Origin of the sequence: Pseudomonas guangdongensis, assembly GCF_900105885.1 — a bacterium.
GTDB classification, from domain to species: domain Bacteria; phylum Pseudomonadota; class Gammaproteobacteria; order Pseudomonadales; family Pseudomonadaceae; genus Geopseudomonas; species Geopseudomonas guangdongensis.
This window is the reverse complement of the sequence record NZ_LT629780.1, coordinates 2745109-2764349: the sequence shown is the minus strand read 5'-3', so window position 1 is coordinate 2764349 and position 19241 is coordinate 2745109. Positions and strand designations below refer to the sequence as shown.

The 19241-nt window shown below is 71.5% G+C and carries 10 protein-coding genes; 7 read left to right on the top strand and 3 right to left on the bottom strand.

Going from position 1 to position 19241, the window contains the following annotated elements; all coding sequences use genetic code 11:
- Positions 1–225 precede the first annotated feature (225 nt).
- Positions 226–5112: a DUF4011 domain-containing protein gene (locus tag BLU22_RS12900; RefSeq protein WP_090215249.1), complete on the top strand. Its 4887-nt coding sequence runs from the start codon at positions 226–228 to the stop codon at positions 5110–5112.
- Positions 5113–5177: 65 nt separating this feature from the next.
- Here the strand turns inward: BLU22_RS12900 and BLU22_RS12895 are convergent, their stop codons facing one another.
- The 3 genes from BLU22_RS12895 to xthA form a co-directional block, all read right to left on the bottom strand.
- Complete coding sequence (locus BLU22_RS12895; RefSeq protein WP_090215246.1) at positions 5178–5456, bottom strand: peptidylprolyl isomerase; 279 nt, start codon at positions 5454–5456, stop codon at positions 5178–5180.
- Positions 5457–5508: 52 nt separating this feature from the next.
- The gene (locus BLU22_RS12890) at positions 5509–6867 is read right to left on the bottom strand and encodes a substrate-binding domain-containing protein (RefSeq protein WP_090215242.1); all 1359 of its coding nucleotides are present in this window, start codon (positions 6865–6867) and stop codon (positions 5509–5511) included.
- A gap of 89 nt (positions 6868–6956) precedes the next feature.
- On the bottom strand, positions 6957–7769 hold the full coding sequence (gene xthA / locus BLU22_RS12885; RefSeq protein ID WP_090215240.1) for an exodeoxyribonuclease III: 813 nt from the start codon (positions 7767–7769) through the stop codon (positions 6957–6959).
- A gap of 370 nt (positions 7770–8139) precedes the next feature.
- On the opposite strand from xthA, the gene BLU22_RS12880 reads away from it, so the two are divergent.
- The 6 genes from BLU22_RS12880 (at position 8140) to BLU22_RS12855 (ending at position 19229) form a co-directional block, all read left to right on the top strand.
- Positions 8140–9486, top strand: a complete 1347-nt coding sequence (locus tag BLU22_RS12880; protein ID WP_090215238.1) for an alanine/glycine:cation symporter family protein — start codon at positions 8140–8142, stop codon at positions 9484–9486.
- Positions 9487–9541: 55 nt separating this feature from the next.
- Positions 9542–10039 carry a thiol peroxidase gene (tpx, locus tag BLU22_RS12875; RefSeq protein ID WP_090215235.1) on the top strand — a complete coding sequence of 166 codons (498 nt, stop codon included), beginning with the start codon at positions 9542–9544 and terminating at the stop codon, positions 10037–10039.
- A 166-nt stretch (positions 10040–10205) separates the two neighbouring features.
- Positions 10206–11564 (top strand): MdtA/MuxA family multidrug efflux RND transporter periplasmic adaptor subunit, encoded by a 1359-nt coding sequence (locus BLU22_RS12870; protein ID WP_090215234.1) that lies wholly within the window; start codon positions 10206–10208, stop codon positions 11562–11564.
- Positions 11564–14671, top strand: a complete 3108-nt coding sequence (locus tag BLU22_RS12865; protein WP_090215232.1) for an MdtB/MuxB family multidrug efflux RND transporter permease subunit — start codon at positions 11564–11566, stop codon at positions 14669–14671. The genes BLU22_RS12870 and BLU22_RS12865 overlap by 1 nt, the downstream gene beginning before the upstream one ends.
- A complete protein-coding gene (locus BLU22_RS12860) occupies positions 14668–17775 on the top strand; it encodes an efflux RND transporter permease subunit (protein WP_090215230.1) in 3108 nt (1035 codons plus the stop codon). Before BLU22_RS12865 ends, BLU22_RS12860 begins: the two co-directional genes overlap by 4 nt.
- On the top strand, positions 17772–19229 hold the full coding sequence (locus BLU22_RS12855; RefSeq protein ID WP_090215227.1) for an efflux transporter outer membrane subunit: 1458 nt from the start codon (positions 17772–17774) through the stop codon (positions 19227–19229). Before BLU22_RS12860 ends, BLU22_RS12855 begins: the two co-directional genes overlap by 4 nt.
- The last annotated feature ends 12 nt before the right edge of the window (positions 19230–19241 follow it).

Genomic DNA, 19241 nt, shown 5'->3' with positions numbered 1-19241 from the left:
GATCCGCAGCCGGCAGGATCGTGCGAGGCGGCAAAGCCCTTTACCTGCACGATGGCAGCGGATACTGTGCGCCCGTACAGGTTCATGGCCGCCCGGTGACGCTTTTCCGCCATTCCCCGGCGCGGTGACGCAGGCCTGTTCCCCCAGATCATCAATAGAGTGCCGGCGCGGACTGCGCCGGCCGGGATCGCCCGTTGGCGGTCCGCAGGTTGGAGATGCAGTCGGATGTCCGAGCAAGCGTTGGTACCCGGTCAGGCCCGTGACGAGCAGGGCGGCACTGCCCACCGGGAACAGGCGGCCACGGACCTCGGCACGCCGGCGCAGCTGGAGTGGGCCGGCTACCTACAGGCTCCCGAGCAGCTGGCCAGCTGCTGCCTGCCGGCGCAGCCGGTGGTGGACAAGCTGCTGCGCCTGGCCGGCGAGCTGCTCAAGCGCAACGGCCACGACGCCACCCTGCACGGCTACGAGGCCGCCGACGCCAGCCGGCTCGGCCTGCAGGCGGTGGCGGTCTGGAACGTGCTGCTGGGCCTGCGCCTGGACGCCCTGGCCGCGCCGGCGCCCCTGGCCGCGGCGCAGCGCCTGCGCAGCCCCGAGCAGATCGTGCAGACCCGCAGCGCCGGGGCCCTGGACTGCGCCCTGCTGTGCTGCGCGCTGCTCGAACGCATGGGCCTGCACCCGCTGCTGGTGCTGGAAGACGAGCATGCCTACGCCGGCCTGTGGATGCAGGCCGAGCGCTTCCCGCAGGTCTGTGGCGACGACGTGCTGCTGCTGCGCAAGCGCGTGCAGCTCAAGGACATCCTGCTGTTCGACAGCGCCCTGCTGAGCCGCGGGGTGGCCTTCAAGGACGCCATGCGCGCCGCCCAGCAGCGCCTGACGGTGGACGAGCGCTTCGTTATGGTCCTCGACCTGGCCACCGCCCGCGCCCACCAGTTGCGCCCGTTCGGCACGCCGCTGCCGCAGGCCGACAGCCTGGAGGTGCTCGACGCGCCGGACATGCGCGCGCCCGCGGTCGGCGACGACGAGCTGGCGCCGGCCACCCCGCTCGGTCGTCTGGAGCAGTGGCAGCGCCGTCTGCTCGACCTGTCGCTGCGCAACCCGCTGCTCAGCCTGCGCGACAGCCGCACCGCGATCCCGATCCTCGCCCCCGATCCCGCGCAGCTCGAAGATGCCCTGGCCGCCGGACAGGCGTTCGCCCTCGAAGCGCTGCCGCCGCGCGGCGAGGACGCCGCCGCCGTCCTGGCCCGCGAGCAGGGCGCGCGCAGCGCGCTGGAGAAGGGCCGCCTGTTCGCCCCGCTGGAGGCCGACAAGCTGGAGGCCGCGCTGGTCGAGCTGTACCGCAAGGCCAAGGCCGACCTGGAGGAGGGCGGCGCCAACACCCTGTTCCTCGCCATCGGCTTCCTGCGCTGGCAGCGTCCGGGGCTGAAGGAGCGCAGCTACCGGGCGCCGCTGATCCTGCTGCCGGTGACCATGAGCCGCAAGTCGATCAACTCCGGCATCCGCCTGAGCCTGGGCGAGGACGAGCCGCGCTTCAACACCACCCTGCTGGAGATGCTGCGCCAGGACTTCGCCCTCGACATCCAGGGCTTCGACAGCCTGCTGCCCAGCGATGGCCAGGGCATCGACATCGCCGCGATCCTCACCCGCATGCGCCGCGAGGTGCTCGACGTGGACGGCTTCGAGATTGTCGACGACGTCCTGCTGACCACCTTCTCCTTCGCCAAGTACCTGATGTGGAAGGACCTGGCCGAGCGCCTGGAGCAGCTCAAGGAAAACCCGGTGGTGCGCCACCTGATCGACAGCCCGCGCGAGCCGTTCGTCCAGCCCGGCGAGTTCGTCGCCCCCCGCGAGCTGGACCGGCGGGTCAGCCCGGAGCAGCTGTTCACCCCGCTGTCAGCCGACTCCTCGCAGCTGGCCGCGGTGGTCGCCGCCGCCGAGGGGCGCAATTTCGTGATGATCGGCCCGCCGGGCACCGGCAAGTCGCAGACCATCGCCAACATGATCGCCCACAACCTGGCCCTCGGCCGCCGGGTGCTGTTCGTCGCCGAGAAGGCCGCCGCGCTGGAGGTGGTCTATCGCCGCCTGCGCGAGCATGGCCTCGGCGAATTCTGCCTGGAGCTGCATTCCAACAAGGCGCGCAAGGTCGAGGTGTTCCAGCAGCTGGCCGACGCCTGGAAGGCGCGTGGCACCCTGCGCGACGTCGAGTGGGCGCGCGAGACTTCGCGCCTGCGCCAGTTGCGCGACGAGCTCAACGCGCTGGTCGAGGCCCTGCACCGGCCCCGGCGCAACGGCCTGACCGTGCGCGGCGCTCTGGCGCTGGCGGTGGCCCATGCCGGAGTGCCGCTCGTCGAGCTGCGCTGGAGCGATCCCGATAGCCACACCGCCGCCGATCGCGAGCACCTGCTGGCGGTGGCCGAACGCCTCGGCCTCAACGCCGCCGAACTGGGCGGCGCCGGCGAGCATCCGCTGGCCTTCGTCGCCGTCGACGACTGGAGCATGGCCTGGCAGCAGGCCGCGCTGGCCCAGGCGGCGCTGCTCGCCGCGCGCGCCACGGCGCTGGGCGACTGTCTGGCCGCGCTCGGCCGGCACCTCGGCCTGCTGCGCCCGCTGCAGGGACGCGGCCAGCTGGCGGCCCTCGGCCAGTTGCTGCGCCTGCTGCCGCAGGCCGCCGGCAAGGACCTGGACTTCGCCTTCCAGGCCGACGTGCTGGAGCGCCTCGATGCCCTGAACAAGGCGGTGCCGCTGCTGCAGCGCTTCGCCGAGCTGCAGGCCGGGCTGTCCCAGGCCTGGCCGCGCGAGCGCCTGCTGGCGCTGGACCTGACGGCCCTGGAGCAGCGCTGGCGCGAGGCGCAGGACAGCTGGTGGCCGCTCAAGCTGGTGCGTCAGCGCCAGTTGCAGGCCTGGCTGCTGGAGCAGGCCGGGGTCGGCCTGAGCGACGGGGTCGGCGCCGCCCTGCCGACGCTGGGCACCCTGCAGCAGCTGCACCGCGAACTGCAGGCGCTGGCGCCGCGGCTGGCCGGCCTGCCGCATTGGCATGGCCTGGACTCCGACCCCGAGGCGCTGCACGAACTGGCCCAGCTGGCCTGGCAGCTGCGCTCGCTGCCCGCCGCGCTGGCCGGCGACGGCGAACAGCTCGCCGCCCTGCGCCAGGGCCTGCGCCGTCTGGTGCTGGAGGGCAACGGGCTGCTCGACGCGCAGGCCGCGGTCGGCCGCCTGTGCGGCGACGCCCTGCAGCTCGGCGCCGATCTGGAGGAGGCGCTGGAGGCCTTCGCCGCGCTGATTGGCCGCGAGCCCGGCGAACTGTACGAGCCCGGCGAGGCCGGTCTGGCCCGCCTGGCGACGCTGGCCGGGCAACTGGAACGCCACGCCGGCCGCCTGCACGGTTGGTGCGCCTGGCGGCGGGTGCGCAGCGAGGCGCTGGGCCTCGGCCTGCAGCCGCTGATCGCCGCGCTCGAACAGGGCCGGCTGGAGGGCGCCGACCTGATGCGGGTGCTGGAGGTCAACTACGCGCGCGGCTGGCTGGCCGCGCAGATCGATGCCGAACCGGCGCTGCGCCAGTTCGTCGCCGTCGAGCACGAGCGCAAGATCGCCGGCTTCCGTGCCCTCGACGACCGCGTGCGGGCGATCACCGCCGAGTACATCCGCACGCGCATCCGCCAGCAGCTCAACGGCCGCGAGGACAGCAAATACAGCAGCGAATTCGGCCTGCTGCGCCGCGAGCTGGAGAAGAAGAACCGCCACAAGCCGCTGCGCCAGCTGCTCGCCGAGGCGCCCCACGCCATCGCCACGCTGACCCCGTGCCTGCTGATGTCGCCGCTGTCGATCGCCCAGTACCTGCCGGCCGACCAGGAACCCTTCGATCTGGTGATCTTCGACGAGGCCTCGCAGATCACCGTGTGGGACGCCATCGGCGCCATCGCCCGCGGCCGTCAGGTGGTGGTGGTCGGCGATCCCAAGCAGCTGCCGCCGACCAGCTTCTTCACCACCGCCCAGGGCGGCGAGGAGGAGGGCGACGACGAGGACCTGGAGAGCATCCTCGACGAGCTGCTCGGCGCCAACCTGCCGACCCTCGACCTGGCCTGGCACTACCGCTCGCGCCACGAGAGCCTGATCACCTTCTCCAACCACCGCTACTACAAGGGCGGGCTGATCACCTTCCCGTCGCCGACCACCGAGGATCGCGCGGTCAACCTGGTGCGCGTCGACGGCCTCTACGCGCGCGGCAGCAGCCAGACCAACCGCGCCGAGGCCGACGCGGTGGTGGTGGAGATCGAGCAGCGCCTGGCCGGCGTCGAGCCGGGCGCGCTGAGCCTGGGCGTGGTCACCTTCAACCAGAAGCAGCAGACCCTGATCCTCGACCTGCTGGACGCGGCGCGGCGCGCCAATCCGGCGCTGGACCGCCACTTCGACGAGGCGCTGATCGAGCCGGTGTTCGTCAAGAACCTGGAGTCGGTACAGGGGGACGAGCGCGACCTGATCCTGTTCAGCACCACTTTCGGCCCCGACCGCCAGGGCCAGCTGAGCATGAACTTCGGCCCGCTCAACCAGCGCGGCGGCGAGCGCCGCCTCAACGTGGCGATCACCCGCGCGCGGCGCGAGCTGAAGGTGTTCAGCAGCCTGCGCCCGGAGCAGATCGACCTGTCGCGCACCGCCGCGCTCGGCGTGCGCGACCTCAAGCACTTCCTCGAATTCGCCGAGCACGGCGCCCGCGCCCTGGATGCCGCGGTGTTCGGCTCGGTGGGCGAGTTCGACTCGCCGTTCGAGGAGGCGGTGGCGCGCGCCCTGGGCGAGCGCGGCTGGGTGCTGCACCCGCAGGTCGGGGTGTCGCGTTTCCGCATCGACCTCGGCGTGGTCGACCCGGACGCGCCTGGGCGCTACCTGGCCGGCATCGAATGCGACGGCGCCACCTACCACCGCTCGGCCACCGCCCGCGACCGCGACAAGGTGCGCGAGAGCGTGCTGCGCGGGCTGGGCTGGGAGATCCTGCGGCTGTGGTCCACCGACTACTGGCTCGACCCGCAGGGCTGCCTGGACAAGCTCGACCAGCAGCTGCGCCGCCTGCTGGAGCAGCAGCGCGCCAGCCGCGCGCAGCGCCTGCAGGCGGCGGACGCGTAGCGCGCGTCGGCCCGCGGGCTATGCCTCGCCCTTCTCGGGCCGGCGCGTGTGGCGCGGCGCGCGCCTCAGTCGCGGAAGTAGGTCAGCACCAGATGCCAGCCGAACTGGGTCTTGAGCGGCCCCTGCACCTGGTTGACCGGCTTGCGGAACACCGCACTCTCGAACGCCTTGACCATCTGCCCCGGACGGATCTCGCCCAGGTCGCCGCCGCGCTTGCGCGACGGGCAGGTGGAGTGGCGGCGGGCCAGGGTGTCGAAGTCCTCGCCCTTGGCCAGACGGGCCTTGAGCTGCTCGGCCTCGGCGGCGGTCTTGACCAGGATGTGGCGGGCCATGGCGATGGGCATGGGGAAAGTCTCGGTGCGAAGGCGGGGCGCGCAGTTTAGCTGGCGCTGCGCCTCAGTACACCCAGACCTCGACCCGGCGGTTGCGCTGGCGCCCGCCGTCGGCGCTGTCGGCGGCCAGCGGCAGGGCTTCGCCGAGACCGTCGATGTCGCGCAGCAGGATGCCGCCGCGGCTCAGCTCGCGCTGCACCGCCAGGGCGCGCAGTTTGGACAGCAGGCGGGTGCGCTCGGCGCTGCCGCTGGCGTCGCCGAAGCCGACCAGCACCGCCTGCCCCTGGCTCTTGTGGTGTGCACGCAGGTACTGCTGCACCCGCAGCACGTCCTGCAGGGCCTTGCTGTCCAGGTGCGCGCTGCCCGCGTTGAAGCGGAAGCTGACCGTCAGGCGGTGCGCCTCCTCGGCCAGGCGCCGGTAGCGTTCGGGCATCCCGGCATGCGGGGTGACCTTCATCGCCTGCACGGTCTGTGCGACGAAGCCCTCGCGGGCCACCAGCGCCTGCCCCCGGGGGCTCTGGGCGAAGCGCACCAGGGCGCGCGCCCAGGGGTTGTCCTCCTCGGGCTTGAGGTACAGGTACAGCCGCCGCGCCAGCGGATAGTCCTCGCTGGCCACCAGCGAGGTGCCGGGCAGCATCGGCCGCGCGTCGCCGCTCTGCAGCGCCAGCGGCTTGGCATGGCGGATGTAGGGCAGGCCGATGAAGCCGATGCCGCGCGGGTCGGCGCTGACCGCGGCGGACAGCGCCTCGCTCGACTCGAAGCGCCGTGCGCCGGCGGCGAGGCTGCGGCCGTGGGCGGCCAGCACCAGCTCGTTGAAGGTGTCCCAGGTGCCGGAGCGGGCATCGCGGGCGTACAGGCGGATCGCTCCGGGCGGGGCGCCGAGCTGTTCCCAGCGGGCGATCTCGCCGGAGAACACCCGCGCCAGCTGCTCCACCGACAGGCTGTTGAGCGGGTTGTCCGGGTGCAGGATCACCGCCAGTCCGTCGATGGCGATCACCTGCTCGGCCTCGCGGCTGCGCAGATCGCCCAGATGGGCGAGGCGGCGCGCCTCCTCGGCCTTGATCGGCCGCGAAGCGGCGGCGATCTTCGCCTGCCCGGCGGCCAGCGCGGTGAAACCGGTGCCCGAGCCGTGGGCGGCGATCTCCACCGTTACCCGGCGGCCTTGTGCATCGCGGGCGCTGAGGCGCTGCTCGTTGGCCAGACGACCCGGCTCGATGCGCAGCGAGCCGAAGCCCTCGCGCTCCAGCAGGCCGGCCACCAGCGCCGGCGCCAGGCGCGCGCCGATGGTGTTGGAGCCGTGGATGCGCAGCAGCGGCCGGTCGTCGTCGGGCAGCGGCAGGGCCGCCTGCGTCGGCGCGCCGAGCAGCAGGCCCAGCAGCGCGGCGAACGGCGCAAGGCGGCGGAACGGGGCGAGGCGCGACATGGCAGGACTCCTGGGCGGACGACGGAAGACTGCCGCGCAGGGTAGGGCGCCGAGGTGACGCCCGAATGACGGTGACTGTGACCGGTGTCTCAGTCCAGGCGCAGCCACACCGGCGCGTGGTCGGAGGGCTTGTCCATGGCGCGCAGGTCGTAGTCGATGCCGGCCTCGGCGAGCCGCGGCAGCAGGCCGCTGGAGGCCATGATCAGGTCGATGCGCAGGCCGCGCTTGGGCTCGTCCTCGAAACCGCGGCTGCGGTAGTCGAACCAGCTGAAGCGGTCGGCCACTGCCGGGTGCAGGTGGCGGAAGCTGTCCACCAGCCCCCACTGCTTGAGGCGCGCCAGCCACTCGCGTTCCTCGGGCAGGAAGCTGCACTTGCCGGTGCGCAGCCAGCGCTTGGCGTTGTCGGCGCCGATGCCGATGTCGCAGTCCTCGGGGGAGATGTTGAAGTCGCCCATCACCACCACGCCCTGCTCGGGACGGAAACGCTCCTCCAGCAGGCGCTGCAGGTCGGCGTAGAACTGCGTCTTGGCCGGGAACTTGGTGGCGTGGCTGCGGCTCTCGCCCTGCGGGAAGTAGCCGTTGAACACGTGCAGCGGTCGGCCCTGGGCATCGCTGAAGGTGGCGCCGATGAAGCGCCGCTGGGACTCCTCGCCATCCCAGGGGAAGCCCTTGAGCAGGTTCTGCGGCGCCTGGCGCGACAGCAGGGCGACCCCGTAGTGGCCCTTCTGGCCGTGGTACTCGACGTGGTAGCCGAGCGCCTCGATCTCGGCGCGGGGGAACTGCTCGTCGGCCACCTTGGTTTCCTGCAGGCCGATCACGTCGGGCTGGTGACGCTCGATCAGTTCGGCCAGTTGATGGGGGCGGGCGCGCAGGCCGTTGATATTGAAGGAGACGAGTTTCATCGCGCAGGCATTCCGGGAAAAGCCGCCATCCTAGCCGATCGCGCCCGCTCCTGCAGGGCCGGCCGGGGGTCGGCGCAGGGCCTGTGCACGAATTCGGCAGGGTGCGCCATGTGCCCCGTAACTCGCGCTGGATGATGGAGCCCCCGGCGCCCCCGCCTGTACTGGCCCCGGCAAAGCCACTGCAGTCCGTCGGGTTTTCGCCGCGCGGCGCCGTGCTAGGATCGCCGGGCGCGGCACACCCGCGCGTACAGCGAGGCGCCGGCCGCACACCGGTGGCGCCCGACGGACCCCGATGGCGCGCCACCGCGCACCATCGCCACCGCGCGGCGGATCGAGCCGCGCCCGCAACGAGACGACAGGAGAGGTGAGGATGGCGTGGTTCCATGCGCTGGTCGAACAGGTCAACGGACTGGTCTGGGGGCCGCCCATGCTGGTGCTGATCCTCGGTACCGGGTTGTTTCTGATGCTGGCGCTGCGCGGCATGCCGCTGCTGCGCCTGGGCACCGGCCTGCGCCTGCTCTGGCAGGGCCGCCACAAGGGCGAGGCCGGCACCGGCGAGATCAGCCCGTTCCAGGCGCTGATGACCACACTGGCCGCGACCATCGGCACCGGCAACATCGCCGGGGTGGCTACGGCGATCTTCCTCGGCGGCCCCGGCGCGCTGTTCTGGATGTGGTGTACCGCGCTGGTCGGCATGGCCACCAAGTACGCCGAAGTGGTGCTGGCGGTGCATTACCGCGAGGTCGACGAGCGCAAGGAGCATGTCGGCGGCCCCATGTACGCCATCAAGAACGGCCTCGGCCCGCGCTGGAAGTGGCTCGGTAGCGCCTTCGCGATCTTCGGCGGGCTGGCCGGCTTCGGCATCGGCAACATGGTCCAGGTCAACAGCATGGCCGATGCGCTGCACGTCTCCTTCGGCACGCCGCACTGGGCCACCGGCCTTGCGGTGATGCTGCTGGCTGGCCTGGTGATCCTCGGCGGCATCCGCCGCATCGGCAAGGTCGCCGAAGCGCTGGTGCCGGCGATGAGCATCGCCTACGTGGTCGCCTCGCTGGCGGTGCTGGCGGTCAACGCCGCGCAGATTCCCGCCGCCTTCGCGCTGATCTTCACCCACGCCTTCACCCCCATCGCCGCCACCGGCGGCTTCGCCGGCGCCGCGGTGATGGCGGCGATCCGCTTCGGCGTGGCCCGCGGGATCTTCTCCAACGAGGCGGGGCTGGGCACCGCCGGCATCGCCCAGGCCGCCGGCACCACCACCAGCGCGGTGCGCTCGGGGCTGATCGGCATGCTCGGCACCTTCATCGATACCCTGATCATCTGCAGCCTGACCGGTCTGGCGATCGTCTGCTCCGGGGTATGGACCAGCGGCGCCAGTGGCGCGGCGCTGTCGGCGGCGGCCTTCGAATCGGCGCTGCCCGGCATCGGCAGCCACCTGATCGCCCTGGCCCTGGCGATCTTCGCCTTCACCACTATTCTCGGTTGGAGCTACTACGGCGAACGCTGCTGGGAGTTCCTCGCCGGCACCCGGGCGATCCTGCCGTTCCGCCTGGTCTTCGTCCTGGCCATCCCCTTCGGCGCGCTGGCCCATCTGGAGTTCGCCTGGCTGGTGGCCGACACCCTCAACGGCCTGATGGCGTTGCCCAACCTGGTGTCGCTGCTGCTGCTCAGCCCGCTGGTGCTGCGCCTGACCCGCGAGCACTTCGCCCGCCATCCCTGATCGACCGCCCCGGCGGCGCCGGGGCTTTCATCCCTGAAGCAAAAGGAATACCGCAATGAGTCAAGTGACCCTCAAAGGCAACCCGGTACGCGTCGACGGCAGCCTGCCGCAGGTCGGCAGCCAGGCCCCGGCCTTCAGCCTGGTGGCGGGCGACCTGTCCGACAAGACCCTGGCCGACTTCGCCGGCCAGCGCAAGGTGCTGAACATCTTCCCCAGCGTCGACACCCCGACCTGCGCCACCTCGGTGCGCACCTTCAACGCCGAGGCGAGCAAGCTGGCCAATACCGTGGTGCTGTGCATCTCCGCCGACCTGCCGTTCGCGCAGAAGCGCTTCTGCGCCGCCGAAGGCCTGGACAACGTGGTCAACCTCTCGACCCTGCGCGGCCGCGAGTTCCTCGACAACTACGGCGTGGCCATCGCCGAAGGCCCGCTGCGCGGCCTCGCCGCCCGCGCCGTGGTGGTGCTCGACGAGCACGACAAGGTGCTGCACGCCGAACTGGTCGGCGAAATCGCCGACGAGCCGGACTACGCGGCGGCGCTGAAGGCGCTCTGAGTCCTCGTCTGGAGTGCAAACGGCCTGCCTTGCGCAGGCCGTTTGCGTTTAGGGGCTGCATTGCCGGGATGGATCGCCGCCGGGCAGGTAAAGTGCCGGTAAAGCTCCTTTGCATCCCAACTGAGAGGCCTTATCGTTCAGCCTCCCAAGGAAAGCGATTCGCACCATGTCCCGACTCTCTGCTCCCCATGCTTCTTCTCGCCAGCGCTGGTTGCTCGGCGCTGTTGTCCTGTTGCTCGCCCTGGCGCTGGCCTGGTGGTGGTGGCCGCAGCCGGTGGCCGAGGCGCCGGCTGCGCGCGGGCCGGGGATGGGCGGCGGGCCCGGTGGGCGTTTCCGCGGCATGGGAGGTGGCGGGGCGGTGCCGGTGCGGCTCACCGAGGCGCGCCTGGGCGACTACGCGGTGGAGCTCAAGGCGCTCGGCACCGTGCAGGCCTACAACAGTGTCAGCGTGCGCCCGCGGGTCGACGGCGAACTGGTCGAGGTGCTGTTCGAGGAGGGCGCGCAGGTCAAGGCCGGGCAACTGCTGGCGCGCATCGATCCGCGCAGCTACCGCGCCGTGCTGCAGCAGGCCGAAGGCAACCTGCTGGAGCGGCGCGCCGAGCTGAAGAACGCCGAACTCGACCTCAAGCGCTACCAGGGCCTCTACGCCGAAGACTCCATCGCCAGACAGACCCTCGACAGCCAGCAGGCCAGCGTCGAGCAGCTGCGCGGCAGCCTGAAGAGCCTGGAGGCGCAGGTCGCCGAGGCGCGCCTGAAGCTGGACTTCACCGAGGTGCGCGCACCCATCGACGGGCGTCTCGGCCTGCGTCAGGTGGATGTCGGCAACCTGGTGTCCTCGGGCGACGCCACGCCGCTGGTGAGCATCGCCCAGACCGCGCCGATCACCGTCAGCTTCACCCTGCCCGAGGCCGAGCTGCCGGCGGTGCTGGCGCGCTACCGGCAGGGCGCCATGCTGGCCGTCGAGGCCTGGGATCGCGGCGAGCGCAACCGGCTGGCCGAGGGCGTGCTGGCCAGCCTGGACAACCAGATCGACACCGCCACCGGCACTGTGCGCCTCAAGGCGCGTTTCGAGAACGCCGACGAGCGCCTGTTCCCCAACCAGTTCGTCAACGTGCGCCTGCGCGTCGACACCCGTCGCGAGGCGCTGCTGCTGCCGGCCGAGGCGGTGCAGTTCGGCAACAGCGGCACCTTCGTCTATGTGGTCGGCGCCGACGACAAGGTGGAAGTGCGCCCGGTGCGGGTCGAGACCGGCAACGGCGAGCAGAGCCTGATCGCCGAGGGTCTGGCGGCCGGCGAGAAGGTGGTGCTGGAAGGCACCGACCGGCTGCGCGCCGGCAGCACGGTGGAAGTGGTGGAGGGTGCCTTCAAGCCGGCCACGCCGCCGGCCGCTCCCGGTGCTGCCGCTGCGGCGCCGCGTGGCGAGGCGGGCGAGCACGCCAGTGACGGACGTTTGCAGAGCGCCGCTCCGGGAGCCGCCCAGGGCGAGCGTCCGGCTCCTGCCGCCGCTGCCGGGAAAGCCGACTGATGAACCTGTCGCGTCCGTTCATTCTGCGCCCGGTGGCGACCACGCTGCTGATGGTGGCGATCTTCCTCGCCGGGGCCATCGCCTACCGGCTGCTGCCGGTGGCGGCGCTGCCCCAGGTGGATTACCCGACCATCCGCGTGCTGACGTTGTATCCCGGCGCCAGCCCGGAGGTGATGGGCAGCGCGGTGACCGCGCCGCTGGAGCGCCAGTTCGGGCAGATGCCCGGCCTTGCGCAGATGTCCTCGACCAGTTCGGGCGGCGCCTCGGTGATCACCCTGCGCTTCAGCCTCGACGTGGCCCTGGAGGTCGCCGAGCAGGAGGTGCAGGCGGCGATCAACGCGGCCAGCAACCTGCTGCCCAATGACCTGCCGGCGCCGCCGGTCTACAACAAGGTCAACCCGGCCGACACCCCGGTGCTGACCCTGGCGGTCACCTCCGCGACCCTGCCGCTGCCGGAGGTCAACGATCTGGTCGACACGCGCATGGCGCAGAAGCTGGCGCAGATCAACGGCGTCGGCCTGGTCAGCCTGGCCGGCGGGCAGCGCCCGGCGGTGCGCATCCGCGTCAACCCGCAGGCGCTGGCCGCCTACGGGTTGACCCTGAGCGACGTGCGCAGCCTGATCAATGCCGCCAACGTCAATCAGCCCAAGGGCAACTTCGACGGCCCGACCCGCGTCTCCCAGCTCGACGCCAACGACCAGCTCAAGTCCGCCGCCGAATACCGCGACCTGCTGCTGACCTACAGCAATGGCGCGACCCTGCGCCTGGGCGATATCGCCGAGGTGGTCGACGGCGCGGAGAACGAGCGCCTCGCCGCCTGGGCCGACCGCAACGCCGCGGTGCTGGTCAACGTGCAGCGCCAGCCGGGCGCCAACGTCATCGAGGTGGTCGACCGCATCCAGGCGCTGCTGCCGGGCATCACCGCCAGCCTGCCGGCCGGGGTCGAGGTGCGCGTGCTCAGCGACCGCACCCAGACCATCCGCGCCGCGGTGCGCGACGTGCAGTTCGAGCTGCTGCTGGCGATCGGCCTGGTGGTGCTGGTGACCTTCCTGTTCCTGCGCCGCCTGGCCGCCACGGTGATTCCCTCCATCGCCGTGCCGCTGTCCTTGATCGGTACCTTCGCGGTGATGCACCTGGCCGGCTTCTCGGTCAACAACCTGACCCTGATGGCGCTGACCATCGCCACCGGCTTCGTGGTCGACGACGCCATCGTCATGCTGGAGAACGTCGCCCGCCATCTGGAAGAGGGCGAGACGCCGCTGAATGCCGCGCTCAAGGGCGCCCGGCAGATCGGTTTCACCCTGATCTCGCTGACCTTCTCGCTGATCGCCGTGCTGATTCCGCTGCTGTTCATGGCCGATGTGGTCGGCCGCCTGTTCCGCGAGTTCGCCATCACCCTGGCGGTGGCCATCCTCATCTCCCTGGTGGTGTCGCTGACCCTGACGCCGATGATGTGCGCGCGCCTGCTGCGCCACGATCCCGCAGCCGAGCAGAGCCGCTTCTACAAGGCCAGCGGGGCCTGGATCGACTGGCTGATCGCCCGCTACGACGGCGGCCTGCACTGGGTACTGCGCCATCAGGGCATCACCCTGCTGATCGCCCTCGGCACCCTGGCGCTGACCGTGGCGCTCTATCTGGCGGTGCCCAAGGGCTTCTTCCCGGTGCAGGACAGCGGCGCCATCCAGGGCATCAGCCAGGCGCCGCAGAGCATCTCCTTCGCCGCCATGAGCGAGCGCCAGCAGCGTCTGGCCGAGGCGATCCTCGCCGATCCGGCGGTGGCCAGCCTGTCGTCCTACATCGGGGTGGACGGCGACAACGCCACCCTCAACAGCGGGCGCCTGCAGATCAACCTGCTGCCCCATGCCGAGCGCGACGTCACCGCCGCCGAGGTGATCGAGCGGCTGCGCCCGGCGCTAGCGCAGGTGCCGGGCATCGAGCTGTTCCTGCAGCCGGTGCAGGAGCTGACCATCGAGGACCGCATCAGCCGTACCCAGTACCAGTTCAGCCTGGAATCGCCGGACGCCGCGCTGCTGGAGGCGTGGACGCCGCGGCTGGTCGAGGCGCTGGAGGGCGTGCCCGAGCTGGCCGACGTCACCAGCGACCTGCAGAGCCGCGGCCTGCAGGCCTACCTGCAGGTCGACCGCGACCTGGCCGGGCGCCTCGGCGTGAGCATGAGCGCCATCGACAGCGCGCTGTACGACGCCTTCGGCCAGCGGCAGATCTCCACCATCTTCACCCAGACCAGCCAGTACCGCGTGGTGCTTGAAAGCCAGGGCGCCCGCGAGATGGGTCTGGCCGCGCTGCGCCAGCTGCACGTGGCCGGCGAGGGTGGGGTGGCGGTGCCGCTGGCCAGCCTGGTGCGCGTCGAGGAGCGCGCCGCGCCGCTGGTGGTCAACCGTATCGGCCAGTTCCCGGCGGTCACCGTGTCGTTCAACCTGGCGCCCGGCGTGGCGCTGGGCGAGGCGGTGGCGCGCATCGAACAGGTCAAGGCCGGGATCGGCCTGCCGGAAGGCGTGCAGACCCGCTTCCAGGGCGCCGCCGAGGCGTTCCGCGCCTCGCTGTCGAGCACCCTGTGGCTGATCCTCGCCGCCATCGTCACCATGTACATCGTGCTCGGCGTGCTCTACGAGAGCTACATCCACCCGATCACCATCCTCTCCACCTTGCCCTCGGCCGGCGTCGGCGCGCTGCTGGCGCTGCTCTTGACCGGCAACGACCTGGGGCTGATCGCGGTGATCGGCATCATCCTGCTGATCGGCATCGTCAAGAAGAACGCGATCATGATGATCGACTTCGCCCTGGAGGCCGAGCGCCACCAGGGCATGGACCCGCAGGCGGCGATCCACCAGGCGGCGCTGCTGCGCTTCCGGCCGATCCTGATGACTACCCTGGCCGCGCTGTTCGGCGCCATTCCGCTGATGCTCGCCTCGGGCTCCGGCGCCGAGCTGCGCCAGCCGCTCGGTCTGGTGATGGTCGGCGGCCTGCTGGTCAGCCAGGTGCTGACCCTGTTCACCACCCCGGTGATCTACCTGTGGTTCGACCGCCTGAGCCGGCGCTTTGCCGGGCGCAGCGCGGCGGGTGTGGCGGTGGGCGGAGCAGGGCAATGAACCTCTCGGCGCCCTTCATCGTCCGCCCGGTGGCCACCCTGCTGCTCAGCCTGGCGATCCTGCTGGCCGGCGTGCTGAGCTTCGGCCTGCTGCCGGTGGCGCCGCTGCCGCAGATGGATTTCCCGGTGATCACCGTGCAGGCCAGCCTGCCCGGCGCCAGCCCGCAGGTGATGGCCTCCAGCGTGGCCATGCCGCTGGAGCGCTCGCTGGGCACCATCGCCGGGGTCAACCAGATGACCAGCCGCAGCAGCCAGGGCTCGACGCGGATCATCCTGCAGTTCGACCTAGACCGCGACATCAACGCCGCCGCCCGCGAGGTGCAGGCGGCGATCAACGCCGCGCGCACCCTGCTGCCCAGCGCCATGCGCAGCATGCCCACCTACCGCAAGGTCAACCCGTCCCAGGCGCCGATCATGGTGCTGTCGCTGACCTCCACGGTGCTCGACAAGGGCCGGCTCTACGACGCCGCCTCGACCATCGTCGCGCAGAAACTTTCCCAGGTGCCGGGGGTCGGCGAGGTGCAGGTCGGCGGCAGTTCGCTGCCGGCGGTGCGCGTCGAGCTGCAGCCGCGCCTGCTGGAGCACTACGGCATCGCCCTCGACGAGGTGCGCCAGGCGCTCGGCGCGGCCAACGTGCGCGGCCCCAAGGGCGCGGTGGAAGACGGCAGCCGCCATTGGCAGATCGCCAGCAACGACCAGCTGTCGCGCGCCGCCGACTACCTGCCGCTGATCATCCGCCACCAGGACGGCGCGGCGATCCGCCTGGGCGACATCGCCGAGGTGCGCGACGCGGTGGAGGACCGCTACAACAGCGGCTTCTTCAACGACGAGGAGGCGGTGCTGCTGGTGATCAACCGCCAGGCCGGCGCCAACATCATCCAGACCATCGAGCAGATCCGCGCCGAGCTGCCGGCGCTGCGCGCGGTGCTGCCGGGCAGCGTCGAGCTGCAGGTGGCCAGCGACCGCTCGCCGTCGATCCGCGCCACCCTGCACGAGGCCGAGCGTACCCTGCTGATTGCCGTGGCGCTGGTGATCCTGGTGGTGCTGGCCTTCCTCGGCCGCCCGCGTGCCGCGCTGATCCCGGCGCTGGCGGTGCCGGTGTCGCTGGTCGGCAGCTTCACTGCCATGTACCTGCTGGATTTCTCGCTGAACAACCTGTCCTTGATGGCGCTGATCATCGCCACCGGGCTGGTGGTGGACGACGCCATCGTCGTGCTGGAGAACATCGCCCGGCACATCGAGGCCGGCGAGAAGCCGCTGCCGGCGGCGCTCAAGGGCTCGAAGGAGGTAGGTTTCACCCTGCTGTCGATGAACGTCTCGCTGGTCGCGGTGTTCCTCTCCATCCTGTTCATGGGCGGCATCGTCGAGCGGCTGTTCCGCGAGTTCGCCATCACCCTGACGGTGGCCATCGTCATCTCCCTGCTGGTCTCGCTGACCCTGACGCCGATGCTCTGCGCCCGCTGGCTGCGTCCCGGCGACACCCGGGGCCGCGACGGTCGGCTGCGGCGTTTCGGCGCGCGGCTGCAGGAGCGGGTGCTGGCCTTCTACCGGGTCAGCCTGGAGTGGTCGCTGCGCCACGCGCTGCTGACCCTGCTGGGCCTCTTCGCCACCATCGCCCTCAACGTCTGGCTGTACGTCAACGTGCCCAAGACCTTCTTCCCCGAGCAGGACACCGGACAGCTGGTCGGCTTCATCCGCGGCGACGACGGACTGTCGTTCCAGGTCATGCAGCCGAAGATGGAAATCTTCCGCCGCGCCGTCCTTGAGGACCCGGCGGTGGAGAGCGTGGCCGGCTTCATCGGCGGCCAGGGCGGGATCAACAACGCCTTCATGCTGGTGCGCCTCAAGCCGGTGGCCGAGCGCGACGCCAGCGCCCAGCGGGTCGCCGAGCGGCTGCGCCGCAACCTGCCCAAGGTGCCGGGCGGACAGCTGTTCCTGATGCCCGACCAGGACCTGCGCTTCGGCGCCCGCGAGGGCGGCAGTTCCAGCTACGAGTACGTGCTGCTGGCCAGCGAACTGGAGGCCCTCAAGGAGTGGCAGCCGAAGGTGCGCGACGCCTTCAAGAGCCTGCCGGAGCTGACCGACGTCGACGCCCGCGAGGGCGCCGGCACCCAGCAGATCACCCTGGTGGTCGACCGCGAGGCGGCCAAGCGCCTGGGGCTGGAGATGAGCACGGTCACCGCGCTGCTCAACAACGCCTTCAGCCAGCGCCAGGTGTCGACCATCTACGAGAGCCTCAACCAGTACAGCGTGGTGCTGGAGATCGACCCGCGCTACGCCCAGCATCCCGAGGTGCTCGACCAGGTGCGGCTGATCGCCCCGGACGGCGCCCAGGTGCCGCTGGCCGCCTTCGCCCGCTGGGAACGCAGCCTGGCCGAGGACCGCGTGCAGCACGACGGCGCCTTCGCCGCCGAGAGCTTCTCCTTCGCCCTGGCCGAGGGCGTGAGCCTGGATCAGGCCAGCGCCGCCATCGACCGCGCCATGGCGCTGATCGACCTGCCCACCGAGGTGCAGGGCAAGCTGGGCGGCACCGGCGGCGTCTTCCAGGACAGCCAGAACGCCCAGCCGCTGATGATCCTCGGCGCGCTGCTGCTGGTCTATCTGGTGCTCGGCATCCTCTACGAGAGCTACATCCACCCGCTGACCATCCTCTCCACCCTGCCATCGGCCGGGGTCGGCGCGCTGCTGGCGATCCAGCTCACCGGCGGGCAGTTCAGCCTGATCTCGCTGCTCGGCCTGTTCCTGTTGATCGGCGTGGTGAAGAAGAACGCCATCCTGATGATCGACCTGGCCCTGCAGCTGGAGCGCCGCGAGCGCCTGAGCCCGGAGGAGTCGATCCGCCGTGCCTGCCTGCTGCGTTTCCGCCCCATCGTGATGACCACCCTGTCGGCGATCCTCGGCGCGCTGCCGCTGCTGGTCGGCGGCGCCGAGGGCGCCGAGATGCGCCAGCCGCTGGGCCTGACCATCGTCGGCGGGCTGGTGCTCAGCCAGTTGCTCACCCTCTACACCACCCCGGTGGTCTACCTGTACCTCGACCGCCTGCGCCACCGCGTCAACCGCTGGCGCGGACGGCCCAGCGATACCGCCCTGGAAGCTCCGCTATGACTGCACCCGTTCACGCCCCGCGCCCCGCAAGGGCGAGCCTGCCCGCGCTCGATGGACGCCTGCCCGCCCGCCGGCTGCTGCCGGCCCTGCTGGTCCTGGCCCTGACCGGCTGCGCCATCGGCCCGGACTACCGGCGCCCGGCCCTCGACACCCCGGCGCAGTTCCGCGCCGTGGAAGGCTGGAAGGCCGCCGCGCCGGCCGATGCCATCGAGCGCGGCGCCTGGTGGGAGCTGTACGGCGACGCCGAGCTGAACGCCCTGATCTGCCGTCTGGAAGACAGCAACCAGAGCCTCGCCGCCGCCGAGGCCGCCTGGCGCCAGGCCCGCGCCCTGGCCCGCGGCGCGCGCGCGGCCTTCCTGCCGACCCTCGACGGCGGCGCCGCGGCGAGCCGCAGTGGCAGCGCCGAGGGCGTCGCCAAGAGCTACGACGCCAGTCTCGGCGCGAGCTGGGAGCCGGACGTCTGGGGCAAGCTGCGCCGCCAGCTGGAGGCCGACGAGGCCGGCCTGGCCGCCAGTGCCGCCGATCTGGCCGCGGTGCGCCTCAGCCAGCAGGCCGAACTGGTGCAGAGCTACCTGCAGCTGCGGGTGGTCGACGAGCAGATCCGCCTGCTCGACGCCACCCTGGAAGCCTACCGCCGCTCGCTGCGCCTGAGCGACAACCAGTATCGCGCCGGTCTGGTGCCCAAGTCCGACGTCACCCAGGCGCAGACCCAGCTGAAGAGCACCGAAGCCCAGCGCATCGACCTCGACTACCAGCGCGCCCAGCTCGAACACGCCATCGCCGTGCTGCTCGGCGCGAGCCCGGCGAGCCTGCGCCTGGCCGCCCGCGACGGGCTGCCGGCGCTGCCGGGCCTGCCGCCGGCGCTGCCCTCCAGCCTGCTGGAGCGCCGCCCGGACGTGGCCGGCGCCGAGCGCCGGGTGATCGCCGCCAACGCCGAGATCGGCGTGGCCCGCGCCGCCTGGTTCCCCGACCTGACCCTCTCGGCCAGCGGCGGCTACCGCAGCGCCCAGCTCGCCGAATGGATCAGCGCGCCCAACCGCTTCTGGTCCATCGGCCCGCAGTTCGCCATGACCCTGTTCGACGGCGGGCGCATCCGCGCCGGGGTCGAACAGGCCGAGGCGCGCTACGACGAAACCGTGGCCGACTACCGGCAGAGCGTGCTGGACGCCCTGCGCGAGGTGGAAGACCGCCTGGTGCAGCTCGCCGTCGCCGAACGCGAAGCCGACGCCCGCCGCGCCGCCCTCGACGCCGCCCGCGAGTCACTGCGCCTGATCGACAACCAGTACCGCGCCGGCACCGTCGACTACCTGAGCGTGGCCAGCGCCCAGACCGCCGCGCTGTCCAGCGAACGCAGCCTGCTCGACCTGCAGGGCAGCCGGCTGATCGCCAGCGTGCAGCTGATCGCGGCGCTGGGCGGGGGCTGGCAGGGGCTGGAGGCGTCGGCGGGGGAGTGAGGGCGTGGCCGG

Coding starts and splice junctions, on each gene's coding strand:
- BLU22_RS12900 (WP_090215249.1), top strand. CDS start 226: ATGTCCGAGCAAGCGTTGGTACCCGGTCAGGCCCGTGACGAGCAGGGC.
- BLU22_RS12895 (WP_090215246.1), bottom strand. CDS start 5,456: ATGCCCATCGCCATGGCCCGCCACATCCTGGTCAAGACCGCCGCCGAG.
- BLU22_RS12890 (WP_090215242.1), bottom strand. CDS start 6,867: ATGTCGCGCCTCGCCCCGTTCCGCCGCCTTGCGCCGTTCGCCGCGCTG.
- xthA (WP_090215240.1), bottom strand. CDS start 7,769: ATGAAACTCGTCTCCTTCAATATCAACGGCCTGCGCGCCCGCCCCCAT.
- BLU22_RS12880 (WP_090215238.1), top strand. CDS start 8,140: ATGGCGTGGTTCCATGCGCTGGTCGAACAGGTCAACGGACTGGTCTGG.
- tpx (WP_090215235.1), top strand. CDS start 9,542: ATGAGTCAAGTGACCCTCAAAGGCAACCCGGTACGCGTCGACGGCAGC.
- BLU22_RS12870 (WP_090215234.1), top strand. CDS start 10,206: ATGTCCCGACTCTCTGCTCCCCATGCTTCTTCTCGCCAGCGCTGGTTG.
- BLU22_RS12865 (WP_090215232.1), top strand. CDS start 11,564: ATGAACCTGTCGCGTCCGTTCATTCTGCGCCCGGTGGCGACCACGCTG.
- BLU22_RS12860 (WP_090215230.1), top strand. CDS start 14,668: ATGAACCTCTCGGCGCCCTTCATCGTCCGCCCGGTGGCCACCCTGCTG.
- BLU22_RS12855 (WP_090215227.1), top strand. CDS start 17,772: ATGACTGCACCCGTTCACGCCCCGCGCCCCGCAAGGGCGAGCCTGCCC.